This window comes from Veillonella sp. DNF00869 (assembly GCF_001553345.1).
GTDB lineage: Bacteria > Bacillota > Negativicutes > Veillonellales > Veillonellaceae > F0422.
On the sequence record NZ_KQ960749.1, the window covers coordinates 131,941 to 144,801 of the forward strand.

Annotated in this window: 13 protein-coding genes and 1 other annotated feature; all 13 genes read right to left on the reverse strand. The window is 41.3% G+C overall.

All coding sequences use genetic code 11. The features are described from left to right. Nucleotides 1–190: 190 nt before the first annotated feature. The 13 genes from leuB to HMPREF3032_RS00750 all read right to left on the reverse strand — a co-directional run bounded on the left by leuB (nt 191) and on the right by HMPREF3032_RS00750 (nt 12,861). Entirely contained in the window at nt 191–1,264 is a 1,074-nt protein-coding gene (leuB, locus tag HMPREF3032_RS00695; RefSeq protein WP_062401178.1) for a 3-isopropylmalate dehydrogenase, read from the reverse strand. A 4-nt stretch (nt 1,265–1,268) separates the two neighbouring features. Beyond that, nucleotides 1,269–1,763 (reverse strand): 3-isopropylmalate dehydratase small subunit, encoded by a 495-nt coding sequence (locus tag HMPREF3032_RS00700; RefSeq protein WP_009352818.1) that lies wholly within the window; start codon nt 1,761–1,763, stop codon nt 1,269–1,271. 1 nt (nt 1,764) lies between these two features. After that, nucleotides 1,765–3,030 carry a 3-isopropylmalate dehydratase large subunit gene (gene leuC / locus HMPREF3032_RS00705; protein WP_062401092.1) on the reverse strand — a complete coding sequence of 422 codons (1,266 nt, stop codon included), beginning with the start codon at nt 3,028–3,030 and terminating at the stop codon, nt 1,765–1,767. Nucleotides 3,031–3,034: 4 nt separating this feature from the next. Next, nucleotides 3,035–4,573: a 2-isopropylmalate synthase gene (locus tag HMPREF3032_RS00710; protein ID WP_062401094.1), complete on the reverse strand. Its 1,539-nt coding sequence runs from the start codon at nt 4,571–4,573 to the stop codon at nt 3,035–3,037. Nucleotides 4,574–4,902: 329 nt separating this feature from the next. Then, nucleotides 4,903–5,103 (reverse strand) — a binding site (T-box leader). Between the two features lie 179 nt (nt 5,104–5,282). Beyond that, a complete protein-coding gene (locus HMPREF3032_RS00715) occupies nt 5,283–6,893 on the reverse strand; it encodes a CTP synthase (protein ID WP_062401096.1) in 1,611 nt (536 codons plus the stop codon). 31 nt (nt 6,894–6,924) lie between these two features. Continuing rightward, the gene (argS, locus tag HMPREF3032_RS00720; protein WP_062401100.1) at nt 6,925–8,589 is read right to left on the reverse strand and encodes an arginine--tRNA ligase; all 1,665 of its coding nucleotides are present in this window, start codon (nt 8,587–8,589) and stop codon (nt 6,925–6,927) included. After that, nucleotides 8,555–9,013: a YwiB family protein gene (locus tag HMPREF3032_RS00725; RefSeq protein ID WP_038144345.1), complete on the reverse strand. Its 459-nt coding sequence runs from the start codon at nt 9,011–9,013 to the stop codon at nt 8,555–8,557. The genes argS and HMPREF3032_RS00725 overlap by 35 nt, the downstream gene beginning before the upstream one ends. A 36-nt stretch (nt 9,014–9,049) precedes the next feature. Next, the gene (locus HMPREF3032_RS00730; protein WP_062401102.1) at nt 9,050–9,322 is read right to left on the reverse strand and encodes a GIY-YIG nuclease family protein; all 273 of its coding nucleotides are present in this window, start codon (nt 9,320–9,322) and stop codon (nt 9,050–9,052) included. Nucleotide 9,323: 1 nt separating this feature from the next. After that, a complete protein-coding gene (locus HMPREF3032_RS00735; protein WP_062401105.1) occupies nt 9,324–9,950 on the reverse strand; it encodes a peptidylprolyl isomerase in 627 nt (208 codons plus the stop codon). 106 nt (nt 9,951–10,056) lie between these two features. Next, a complete protein-coding gene (locus HMPREF3032_RS00740; RefSeq protein WP_062401107.1) occupies nt 10,057–10,551 on the reverse strand; it encodes a pyridoxamine 5'-phosphate oxidase family protein in 495 nt (164 codons plus the stop codon). Between the two features lie 365 nt (nt 10,552–10,916). Beyond that, complete coding sequence (locus HMPREF3032_RS07740; protein WP_369813336.1) at nt 10,917–11,108, reverse strand: putative holin-like toxin; 192 nt, start codon at nt 11,106–11,108, stop codon at nt 10,917–10,919. A gap of 264 nt (nt 11,109–11,372) precedes the next feature. After that, on the reverse strand, nt 11,373–12,044 hold the full coding sequence (locus HMPREF3032_RS00745) for an energy-coupling factor transporter transmembrane component T family protein (RefSeq protein WP_062401109.1): 672 nt from the start codon (nt 12,042–12,044) through the stop codon (nt 11,373–11,375). Nucleotides 12,045–12,054: 10 nt separating this feature from the next. Beyond that, the gene (locus HMPREF3032_RS00750; RefSeq protein WP_062401111.1) at nt 12,055–12,861 is read right to left on the reverse strand and encodes an energy-coupling factor ABC transporter ATP-binding protein; all 807 of its coding nucleotides are present in this window, start codon (nt 12,859–12,861) and stop codon (nt 12,055–12,057) included.

Genomic DNA, 12,861 nt, shown 5'->3' on the forward strand with positions numbered 1-12,861 from the left:
AGACCTTCCTCTTTTCCCTAAAATTATACATAGCTACTTTTCTCTAGTTCCCTCATAGCGCCCCTAGGCGATGTTAGTGGTATCTATACAACAATATATGAAAAAAGCGCGGCATGCTCCGGAGCAAACTTAACGATCGTATCAGTTTGTGGAGGAGTGTGCCGCGATTTTTTATATCCTATATAATGCTTTACCCTAAGTGCGCTATGACAGCATCAGTCATGCCTTGAGTATTCACTTTCGTAAATCCTTCACGGTACATATCTCCTGTACGGTAGCCCGCATCAAGAACAGCTGTCACCGCTTCTTCAATGGAGTCTGCTACTGCTGGCAAGTCCAAGGAGTAACGACACATCATAGTAGCAGACAAGATTGTTCCTAGTGGATTAGCAATGCCTTGTCCTGCAATATCTGGTGCCGATCCATGGATTGGTTCATACAAAGAAGTACCTGTACCGATGGAGGCAGATGGCAACAAGCCAAGGGATCCAGAGATAACAGCCCCTTCATCGCTCAAGATATCTCCAAATAAGTTCGTTGTCACTAGTACATCAAATTGACCTGGGTTTGTTACCAATTGCATGGCTGTGTTATCTACATAGTAGTAATCCATATTGATGTCTGGATTCGCTTCTGCTTTTTCTTTTGCAATTTTTCTCCATAAACGAGAAGACGCCAATACATTAGCTTTGTCTACACTCACCACTTTGCCAGAACGTTTACGTGCCGTTTCTACTGCTACGTCCATGATGCGTTCCACTTCATAACGAGCATAAGTCTCTTTGTCCCAAGCAAATTCTGTTGGGCCTTCTCCTTGTGCTTCTTCCCGTTCCCCAAAGTAGATTCCGCCTGTTAATTCACGAACGATAACGAAATCAACGTTTTCTACCAATTCTGGTTTCAACGGAGAAAATTCACGCAATGCTGGATAGATTTTCACTGGACGTAAGTTACAGAACAAGCCCAATGCTTTGCGCAAACCAAGGATGGCTTTTTCAGGGCGGATGGATGGATCTACATCATCCCATTTAGGGCCGCCTACAGCACCTAATAATACAGCATCTGCTGCTTGGCATGCATCGATAGTATCTTGTGGCAATGGCTCACCAAAAGCATCGATAGCCGCACCACCTGCTTTTTTCTCAATCCAGTTTGCTGTTACACCAGCTTTGGCAAAAGCTGCGTCCACCACAGCACGCGCCGAATTTGTTATTTCTTCCCCAATGCCGTCACCAGCAATTAGGACAATTTGTTTTTCACTCATCATATTACTCCTGTCTTGTTTTTGCAAAATTCACCAGTCCACCTGCTTTGGCAATATTTTGCACAAATTGTGGTAATGCTGTTCCTTGGTAGCTTTCACCGGTAGTCACATTATGAACAACACCTGTGGCCATTTCCACAGCGATTTCGTGACCTTCTTGAATGCGATCCACTGCATCACCAATTTCAATCACTGGTAAACCGATGTTGATAGCATTGCGGAAGAAAATACGAGCAAAGCTATCTGCTACGATACAAGAAATACCTTTCTCTTTAATCACCGCTGGCGCATGTTCACGAGAAGAACCACAACCAAAGTTTTTACCAGCCACCATAATTTCACCAGCTTTCACATTCGGTGCAAAAGTCGTATCAATGTCTTCCATAGCATGTTCTGCTAATTCCGCCATATCCGCGATTGCCAAATAGCGTGCTGGGATGATTACGTCTGTATCTACATTGTCGCCGTAGCGCCAAATTGTTCCTTGAAAGTCTGCCATATTATACCTCCTCAGGGCTTGCTAAATACCCTGCTACTGCACTTGCTGCCGCCACATAGGGACTTGCCAAATATACTTCACTGTCCACGTGTCCCATACGACCACGGAAGTTACGGTTTGTGGTAGACACGGTACGTTCTCCCTCTGCCATGATACCCATGTAACCACCTAAGCACGGACCACAAGTTGGCGTACTTACAGCACAACCTGCTTCGATGAAGATATCCATTAATCCTGCTTTTACAGCTTGGTTATATACATCTTGGGACCCTGGGATGACAATGCAACGCACGAAATCCGCTACCTTGCGACCTTTAAAAATTTCTGCGCACATTTCTAAATCTTCAAAGCGTCCATTCGTACAAGAACCGATGATGACTTGGTCGATTTGAATGCGGTCTTCTTTCACAATGTCTTTCATGTAATGTGTATTGGAAGGAAGATGTGGGTACGCTACCACTGGTGTTAATTCGTCCAATTGGATGGTTACTACTTGGCAATATTCTGCATCTTCGTCTGCTGCAATCGGTTCAATAGGGCGTGTGATGCGACCTTGAATATACTCCTCTGTCACTGCATCGTAGGGGAATACACCACATTTACCACCCGCTTCGATGGCCATGTTACAGATGGTCAAACGGTCTGCCATCGTCATGTATTGCACACCAGAACCATGGAACTCAAGAGCTTTATAACGAGCTCCATCCACACCGATTTTACCGATTAAGTCCAATACAATATCTTTACCGGAAATCCATTTAGCAGGTTTCCCTTCTAACACGACTTTGATCGTTTCTGGCACTTTGAACCAAGTTTTACCTTCTGCCATAGCTACTCCAGCATCTGTAGAACCAACGCCAGTAGCAAAGGCATTCAATGCCCCATAGGTACAAGTATGAGAGTCGGCGCCAATGATCATTTCCCCTGGACCAATCAAACCTTGCTCTGGTAACAATACGTGCTCAATACCCATACGACCTACTTCAAAATAGTGCGTAATCTTATGTTGTCGCACGAAATCGCGCATTACTTTGGCTTGTGTAGCAGATTTAATATCTTTATTCGGTGTGAAATGGTCTGGTACTAAATAGATGCGGTTTGCATCGAATACATGTTTACCAATTTTTTCAAACTCTTTTTTCGCTGGCGGAAATGTAATATCGTTCATTAAGATGAAATCTAATTGACACTCGATCATTTGACCTGCTTTTACTTCTGCTAGCCCTGCGTGACGAGCCATATTTTTTTCTGTTATGGTCATACCCATGACATTAACCCTCCTGGTTTCCAAACTCTTGTTCTAATTCTTTTGCTAAATAAATGGCATTCACTGCGTTGATATAGGCGTTTACACTAGATTTTACGATATCTGTGCTCACCCCACGGCCTTGGAATCTGCGGCCATTGTAGTTAACTTTCACAACCGCCTCACCAAGGGCATCCTTACCCACTGTTACGGAACGGATTTGGAAATCTTCCAATACAAACGGTGTGTTCACTAACCGTTCGATAGCTCTGAAAGAAGCATCTACTGGACCATCACCAACAGCGGCATCCATGCGTTCCCCACTCGGTGTTAATACACGAATGCTAGCAAGAACGTATCCATTTTGATCGGAACGGTAATCGTGTTGTACCACGTGAAATGCTTGTTCGTGATGCATAGTATCCATCACCAAAGCGTAGATATCTTCATCGTAAACTTGTTTTTTCTTATCTGCTAAGGCTTTAAACTGCACAAATAGCTCATTCACTCGTTCTTCTTCTAACTGAAAGCCTAAATTCACTAGATGATCTTCAAAGGCATGACGACCAGAATGTTTGCCTAATACGATAGACGTTTTTTCCGCTCCTACACTAGCTGGTGTCATGATTTCATAGGTAGTTGGATTATTCAACATACCATGTTGATGAATACCAGACTCATGAGCGAAGGCATTCGCTCCGACGATAGCTTTATTAGGAGATACGGCAACTCCGCAAAGTTTGCTCACCAATTTGCTAGTACGAGTAAATAGTGGTGTGTTGATGTGTACATCAAATGGATAGTGGTCATGACGTGTTTTAATGGCCATTACTACTTCTTCGATAGCCACATTACCAGCTCGTTCTCCTAAGCCATTCATAGTACATTCTACTTGACGAGCCCCAGCTTCAATAGCTGCCAACGTATTGGCATTCGCAAGACCTAAGTCATTGTGACAATGTACACTGATGATTGCTTTTTCGATACCTTTCGTATGCTCTTTAATGTAGCGAATACGATTGCCAAACTCTTCTGGAGTCATATACCCTACTGTATCTGGCACATTCAAGATAGAAGCTCCACCTTCGATAGCCACTTCAAAGACACGGCATAAATAATCTAAATCTGTACGAGATGCATCTTCTGCGGAAAACTCGATTTCATCAAATTTACCTTTCGCAAACTCAAGGATATGTTTCACTATCGCTAGTACTTCTTCACGAGTTTTCTTTAATTTGTATTCTAGGTGAATATCGCTAGTAGCAATAAACACATGAAGACGACTCCGCTCTGCACTAGCTAGCGCCTCTGCTGCTTTTGTCACGTCATTTTCGTTGGATCGAGCAAGGGCTGCGATCGTACATCCACGTACCTCTCTCGCAATCGTAGATACTGCTTCAAAGTCACCTTCCGATGCTGCTGGGAACCCCGCTTCGATGACATCTAATCCAAGGCGTACAAGAGATTGTGCAATTTCTACTTTTTCTGGTGTTTGAAGGGACACACCTGGTGTTTGCTCCCCATCGCGTAGTGTAGTATCAAAAAAATAAATTCTGTTGTCCATGATGATTCCTCTTTCTAAAAATAAAAAACGCCCCCAGAGATGACTATGCATCCCTAGGGGCGTTATATGTAGCGTATTGGTTTCATAGAGGTTTTTACATTTTACATACTATAGTTTTAGTAGTACTACATCACAGATTTTTCTCTATCTTGTGTAGCGGTTTGTTCACAACCAACCGCATATTCTACTGCTAGTAAGCTATACTTACAACTATCAGAACATTCTAATAGAGTCTACTTGTACTGCATACCTTATACAGATCTCATCGTAAAATGTAAGAAACACTAATCAACCTATGATACAAAAAGCCCCTCAATGTGCAACGCACATCAAGGGGCATTATCATTTCAATAACACGGTCCCACCCTAGTTGGTTCTCACAGTTATAACGGAACTACCGTCGATGACTACTTGATTTCACCATCGCTGCTCACAGGGGAGTTTCAATATAACCGTTCTACTACTTCACACCAACCAGTAGCTCTCTGAAAGCAACTAACTATATCTTTATACCTGTTCATCGCATTTGCTTTATGTAACTGAAGACTATTCTATAGTATTTTGAGTCGCTTGTCAATAGACTAATGTATTTTTTATTTTGGATGTATACACAATACGAATAAATTCTGTTATATAGTACAAAAGGACTGCACCCAGAATCTATTGTATTCTCGTTACAGTCCTTTCTATGTTACATACTCACTATGTCTTATTTTTTATTTTCGATGGCCGCTTTCACGAATCCTTTGAACAATGGATGTGCATTGTTTGGACGAGATTTCAATTCTGGGTGGAATTGTACGCCTACGAACCAAGGATGATCAGCTACTTCAACGCATTCTACTAGACGATTATCAGGGGATGTACCAGAGATAATCAAGCCTGCATCTGTCAATTGTTGACGATAGGCATTGTTGAATTCCCAACGATGACGATGGCGCTCGTAAATCAAGTCTTCGCCGTATGCTTCATGTACTTTTGTACCAGGTACTGTTTTACATGGGTATACGCCAAGACGCATTGTACCGCCTTTTTCATCTACATCTACTTGATCGTCCATTAAGTCGATCACAGGGAACTGGCAACTTTCATCAAATTCTGTAGAAGTAGCGCCATTCATATCTAATACGGAACGAGCAAATTCCATCACAGATGTTTGCATGCCCAAGCAAATGCCAAGGAACGGCACTTTGTGCTCACGAGCATATTGGATCGTAGCAATTTTACCTTCTACACCACGGCAACCAAAACCGCCTGGTACTAAGATACCATCTACATCTTTATATACTTCGGCTAAATCAGTACCTTCAGCTTCTACCGCTTCAGAATCAACCCATTTAATGTTCACTTTTGTATCTTCTACGATACCTGCATGACCCAACGCTTCTGCTACAGAAATGTACGCATCATGTAATGCTACGTATTTACCAACAAGAGCGATGGTAATTTCTTGTTTAGGATGTAAGATTTTATGAACCATTTCTTTCCATTCTGTCATATCTGCAGGACGATCTTCTAGGTTCAATTTACGTACAACAATGCTGTCTAATCCTTCATCTTGCATCATCAAAGGCACTTCATAGATCGTGCTGCAAGTGCGGTTTTCCACGATAGCATCTGGATCCACGTCACAGAATAATGCCAATTTATCTTTCATTTCACGGGAAATTTCTTTTTCCGTACGGCATACAATGATATCTGGTTGAATACCGATGCCACGAAGTTCTTTTACGCTATGTTGTGTTGGTTTTGTTTTCAACTCACCAGCTGCACTAATATATGGTACCAATGTTACGTGGATATATAACACATCATCACGGTTGACTTCTTTTTTCACTTGGCGGATAGCTTCCAAGAACGGTAAGCTTTCAATATCACCTACAGTACCACCGATTTCTGTAATCACCACATCTGCATTATCTTCTTTACCTACACGGAACACAGCATTTTTAATTTCATTCGTAATATGAGGGATAACTTGCACAGTAGAGCCAAGATATTCACCTTTACGTTCTTTATTGATGACAGACCAATATACTTTACCAGCTGTAATATTGGATGTTTTACCTAAGTTAATGTCGATGAAACGTTCATAATGACCTAAATCTAAGTCAGTTTCTGCACCGTCGTCAGTGACGAACACTTCACCATGTTGATAGGGACTCATTGTACCTGGGTCAATATTAATATATGGATCAAATTTTTGAATTGTCACCTTATATCCACGGTTTTTCAACAAACGTCCCAAGGATGCTGCAGTAATGCCTTTACCTAATGATGATACGACGCCACCTGTTACGAAAATATACTTTGTTGACATGATGCCTCCCTAATAAATTATGCGCTTCTGATTACATTTTTTCAGGAGCGGAAATACCTAAGATACCAAGACCATGTTGTAATACATGTGCTGTTGCCGTAATCAAGCCTAATCGAGCTTGTTGCAATTCTGGTTCAACGCCCATGATACGACCTTGTTTATAGAAGGAATGGAATAGACTTGCTACATCGTACAAGTATTTAGCGATACGATGTGGCGCTTTATTATTAGCAGATAGTTGAATTTCTTCTGGATAAGCCGCTAATTTTTTAATCAATTCTACTTCTTGATCACTTTGCAATGCTGTAAAAGATGTATTTGCCCAGTCACCATAGGCAATACCCGCTTCTTTTACTTGTCCAAAAATACTATGAATACGAGCATGTGCATACTGGATGTAGTACACTGGATTGTCGTTAGATTTAGAGGATGCCAAATTGATGTCGAAGTCCAATTGACTATCTAAGGAGCGCATCAAGAAGAAGTATCTTGCTGCATCCACTCCTACGTCTTCAATCAATTCATCCAAAGTAATCGTTTCACCAGTACGTTTGGACATTTTTACAAGTTCCCCATCACGGTATAAGAATACCATTTGTAATAACAGAACTTCTAATTTATCTGGATTGAATCCAAGCGCTTCCATAGCTGCTTTCACACGAGCAATATAACCATGATGGTCAGCACCCCAAATGTTAATTAATTGTTTGTAACCACGTTCGTATTTATCTTTGTGGTACGCAATATCTGCGGCTAAGTATGTTGGCTCTCCATTGTCACGGATAACTACACGGTCTTTGTCATCTCCATATTGCATAGATGCCAACCAGTAAGCCCCATCTTTTTCATACATTCCGCCAGACTCTAATAACTGATTCACCAATGTGCGAATCTCACCGCTTTTATGCAAACTACGTTCGCTAAACCAACGATCAAACCCTACACGGAAATTACGTAATGTTTTGCGTAATCCATTTAATTTTTCTGTTAAAGCAAATTCTTTAAAGAATGGAACACGCTCTTCTTCTGGAAGTACTGCAAAGAAATCACCTCTCCAGTTAATCAATTCCTGCGCTGTATCGATGACATCTTGACCACGATAGCCAGACTCAGGGAACTCATGTTTCATATCTAATAGTTCTAAATAACGAGCATTCACAGAGGCCGCTAAGTTGTCGATTTGCTTACCTGCATCATTAATGTAATATTCAGCAAACACATTATATCCAGCTGCACGCATTAAATTTACCAAGGCACTACCATACGCAGCACCACGGCCATGACCTACGTGTAACAATCCTGTTGGGTTTGCGCTCACATACTCGATTTGCACAGTATCTTCTTCACGAAGTGGTACATTACCGTATGTTTCACCAGCTGTTAATATATTTTTTAAAGTATCGTAAATCACATCAGAGGCTAGGAAGAAATTAATAAATCCCGCACCTGCTACTTCTGCGCGCGTTAACCAATCATAATTCATATGGGAAATGATCGTTTCCGCAATAGCACGTGGGTTGGATTTCGCTATCCGTGCAGATTGCATAGCAATATTCGTAGAAAAATCGCCAAATTCTTTCTGCGGTGGCACTTCCAAATGTGCTTCTGGATAGGCACCTTCTGGTAATTCTCCTTGTTCTAGAGCTATCTGCAAAGCATCCTTAATGGCTGCTTTCAAAACTTCTTTCATGTCCATAATGTACATCCTCCCGAATCTCTACATATAGCTGGTTGTAAAATTGCCATTCACCACCAACAGAGATATCATATCCTAAACAAATATGGCCCTTGCCATCTTTCAAATCTATGTCTAATTCATGGGTTAACATAGCTAGTTCTACCGCCCCATATGGCGTTTCCAAACTTGCAATGTTAGTCTTCCCCAGTTGATACTCATGGCGCATAGAAAATTCACCAGTTCTTAGGAGTACCACCGAATCCTTATAGGCTTTAATGGTTGTTTTTGTATTCCCCAAACCAGTGACTTCACTTTCATCATAAATGATGTGTTTCGCCAAGGCTGTTTCATAATACTTACCAGAGGATACTAATTCCACCACCGTATCTTCTCCATCCGCATCACGTTGCGTACTTTTCACGGACACAATGACTCGTTTCATTAGCATTCCTCCTCTCGTATTCACGCACTATCTGTATCATTTCATTATATCACAATTTGCCGCAATGAGGGCATCTTTTTGGGACCGTTCCATGCGCTTTACTTGCTGTTCCATGGATTGAGCGTCTTGCTTTCTACTGAAAGCTGTGCTCCATACCAAAGTGACTGGTCTTCGACTTCGTGTATACTTGGCGCCCCCCTTAATTTCACCATTATGGGCTCGTATACGTTTTTCTAAATCCGTAGTCCATCCCGTATAGAGAGAGCCATCTGCACAGCGTACCATATAGGTGTAAAATTTTTCTTCCATCTTACTCACCAGCTGGGATTGGTGCTAAATCAACAGACTGAATCACCACTGGTTCTTTTGGAGTATCCCGTTTATCTCTCGGCACACGACTGATCGCTTCTACTACATCCATACCCTGCACAACCACTCCGAAGATGGTATGCTTATTATCTAACCAAGGCGTTGGTGCCACTGTAATAAAGAACTGAGCATTCCCTGTATTAGGGCCTGCATTAGCCATCGCCAAAATCCCCATTTTGTTAAAGTGCAAATCATTGCTTACTTCATCAGGAATTGTATACCCAGGACCGCCTTTTTTATTATCTCCACCTTGGATCATGAATCCATCGATAACACGGTGAAAGGTTAGATTATTGTAATATCCTTGCTCAATTAAACTTTTAAAGTTTTTCACAGTAATAGGTGCCTTACTACCATATAGACGCACTTTGATATCGCCTTTATTCGTATGAATCGTAGCATATTCATCAGCAATTGGTGTCGCATCAAAGATAGGCATTTTTGTTTCTACTTTCACTTCTTTTCCTACTTCAGATTTTGCTTGCTGAGCTGCGTCAGTACCACAAGCAGCCGTCACTACTAACGTTGCTCCTAATAGAGCACTCAGTAAGATACGTTGTATATTCATTAATTGTCTCCATTTCTAAAATAAAGACCGCCGTTAGATGAAACCTCTAACGGCGGTCTTTATTTATTATATCATACTTGACGCAGATGTGCAAAAAGAATCTACCCTATCTCGCCAAAACTTGGCGAATATAATAGCCACGTGCTCGCAAGGAACCATTCAAGTAAACAATCTCATTCGATTTCACACGAATCAAATACAACGCATCATCCCGGTCTAATAATTTTTCCATACCAATTTCTGTTAGTACCTTAGCATACTCTTCATCATCAGGGCCTAGCACCGTTGCTACACCTTGAATCTGAACACTCTTCGCCGTACCTGGACCCTCATAAGAATCGAACACAGTAAGAGATACATTTTTATCTTCTTCTAAATGAAAGAATTTCTCACCACCTTCAGAGAAAATATCAATGTATCCACCATGTACCGTATACGATAATGGAGTGCAACGGACACCTGTTTCACTATGCGTCGACAAAGCACACGTATGATGGGCTTTCAAAAAATCAACAATCTCAACATGCAATTCACGTGGGTCCATCTTTCTTGCAGTTTTATCCTTCTCTGTCCAAAAAGAAGCTGCTACTTTATAATCCATCAATTCTCCTTTCAACCCCTGCACGAACTTACCTTATTCTATTATAGCACTAACAGCCATGTCCATTTCAAGTACTTGCAGAATAATTTTGAAAGTTATTATTAAAAACTTAGCTCGACCAAAGTAAATACGACATTTCCTAAGCAACCCCAGTAAAACGCAGATTTATAGATGCCACTACCAGAAGCTGTATAACCAAGCTCAAAACAATTGTCATATATTCTAAATATATGATATACTATAGGTAACAAAAGAAGAGTCATCAACGTGTAGTGGCGTTAGACTCATCTCAGAATTCTATAAAGTGAAATGTGCCTAACGTGTATAAGTGCTTCCGACACTTATTTTGACGTTAGGCTTTTCACTTACATTTGCATATAAGTTAAAACTGCTACAACAAGCAATCCGAATTGAATTAATAACATTAAAACTTCGAATAGTGTCATAGTATCACCTCCTCCTACAATAGGAAGAGATGAGCCCAACTCACGTTGTTGACCCTTCATATTTACATTATAGCATAATATATTCGTATTGTTTATGCGTTTTATTACCATAAAGCAAACTAAGCAAAGCACAAGTTTACAAATGATTCCCTTTAAGGAACGCCGTTACGAGTAGCAACCTTGTGGCGTTCCTTTACTATCTAAATAATACAAACGTAAGAAGACCGTAACATACCCCTGAACAAACATAACCACTGTATAGTTTGAGAAGGGGTGTGTTACGGTCTTCCCTTTATCTTATTCAATTACGAACGCCACAGGATGCATAGCGGAACTAGTGACACCCCACAAGGTGTATAGCATCACCAGTGACCCTTATAGTACGATGTAATGTATCACAGCATATGTGATGCCCAACATAACAAGAACCGCCACATAATCAATACCTTGCAAGCTAACTTTCCGCATAAATGTATGTTGCTGATTTCCAAAGCCTCGAAGTTCCAAGGACAATGCCATTGTCTCCGAACGACTCAATGATTTCAGCATCAACGGTTGAATGACCGTCATGTAAGATTTTATCTTTGTCAGCCAATTCCCTTCTAACGACATACCTCGACAGGCCTGTGCTTCTTGCACCGCTTTACTTTCACGTAAAAAGTCAGGCACAAAGCGTAGGGCCGCTGTAAACATAAAGGCATACGCATAGGGGATGCGACATTGTTGTACAAGAGCCACTGTTAAATCTTGTGTTTTCGTTGTTACAATAAGCATCATAAAGATAGTGGTCATCGTCAACATACGCAAAGCTGTTACAACCGCGGAGTCCACGGACCAGCTACCCAAGTACTGTACAATACCTAAGAACGCAGAAAACCCGATTAAGGCGAATAATGCTTTCCATTGACGCAACAAGATACCACCAATCAGCATTACCAGCAATTCTACTCCAAATAATGCTAACAATAGTTCCGGAGTTTTCATAGCAATGGCTAAGATGGACACGAAGATTGTTGCCCAAATTTTTGTTAATGGTACAAATTTCATCGGTCTCCTCCTATCCTTTCACATACTCTGCATAGCGCAGTTCAAACTCTTTCATCGATTTGCAATACCCTAAGTCTGGTACCGTTTCACTAAGCACCACACTCGGCGGTTTTGTCAAACCAAGTTCCAACAAGTCCTCACGGCTTGTAAATAATTCTTCCGGGGATCCATCGAAGGCTTTTGTGCCATATCCCATAATGATCACTCCTGTAGAATATTCTGCCATAATTTCCATATCATGGGTAATGAGTAATATGGTCAAACCTTGGGCTTGCAATTCTTGTAACAACACAAGTAAACCTTTTGTTTCTGTTCCATCTTGTCCACTAGTAGGTTCGTCAAGAATCAACAGTTTAGACTGCATCGCTAACGCTGAGGCAATCGCTACTCGTTGCTTTTCCCCTCGGCGTAAGCCTAATGGATAGGATTCTGCTAAATGGGAAATACCTACTCGTTCTAGAGCATCTTGTACGATGCGGTCTACCGTTGCTTTGTCGTATCCCAATTGTTCAGGACCAAATGCCACCTCTTCTGCCACAGTCTGGCGGAACATTTGACGATCTGGCTGTTGAAATACATAGCCAATAAAACGTCCTCTTTCAGAGGTAGGCATATTCGTAATATCTTGGCCGTCGTAAGAAATCTTACCTTCTACGGGTGTTTCCAAACCCACTAATAAACGAGTTACCGTTGTTTTACCACACCCATTACGGCCACCTAATGTAATGAATTCTCCATCTCCTATGGTAAAAGTTACATCTTTCATAATATCTTGTCCCGGTACATAGGAAAAGCGCAAATTTTCAACTGTCAACAT

Excerpts from the sequence above, each read along its gene's own strand:
- HMPREF3032_RS00750 (WP_062401111.1), bottom strand. The coding sequence starts at position 12,861 with ATGTTGACAGTTGAAAATTTGCGCTTTTCCTATGTACCGGGACAAGAT.
- argS (WP_062401100.1), bottom strand. The coding sequence starts at position 8,589 with ATGGACATGAAAGAAGTTTTGAAAGCAGCCATTAAGGATGCTTTGCAG.
- leuB (WP_062401178.1), bottom strand. The coding sequence starts at position 1,264 with ATGAGTGAAAAACAAATTGTCCTAATTGCTGGTGACGGCATTGGGGAA.
- HMPREF3032_RS00740 (WP_062401107.1), bottom strand. The coding sequence starts at position 10,551 with ATGGATTATAAAGTAGCAGCTTCTTTTTGGACAGAGAAGGATAAAACT.
- HMPREF3032_RS00710 (WP_062401094.1), bottom strand. The coding sequence starts at position 4,573 with ATGGACAACAGAATTTATTTTTTTGATACTACACTACGCGATGGGGAG.
- HMPREF3032_RS00700 (WP_009352818.1), bottom strand. The coding sequence starts at position 1,763 with ATGGCAGACTTTCAAGGAACAATTTGGCGCTACGGCGACAATGTAGAT.
- HMPREF3032_RS07740 (WP_369813336.1), bottom strand. The coding sequence starts at position 11,108 with ATGGTAATAAAACGCATAAACAATACGAATATATTATGCTATAATGTA.
- HMPREF3032_RS00745 (WP_062401109.1), bottom strand. The coding sequence starts at position 12,044 with ATGAAATTTGTACCATTAACAAAAATTTGGGCAACAATCTTCGTGTCC.
- HMPREF3032_RS00715 (WP_062401096.1), bottom strand. The coding sequence starts at position 6,893 with ATGTCAACAAAGTATATTTTCGTAACAGGTGGCGTCGTATCATCATTA.
- leuC (WP_062401092.1), bottom strand. The coding sequence starts at position 3,030 with ATGGGTATGACCATAACAGAAAAAAATATGGCTCGTCACGCAGGGCTA.
- HMPREF3032_RS00725 (WP_038144345.1), bottom strand. The coding sequence starts at position 9,013 with ATGAAACGAGTCATTGTGTCCGTGAAAAGTACGCAACGTGATGCGGAT.
- HMPREF3032_RS00730 (WP_062401102.1), bottom strand. The coding sequence starts at position 9,322 with ATGGAAGAAAAATTTTACACCTATATGGTACGCTGTGCAGATGGCTCT.
- HMPREF3032_RS00735 (WP_062401105.1), bottom strand. The coding sequence starts at position 9,950 with ATGAATATACAACGTATCTTACTGAGTGCTCTATTAGGAGCAACGTTA.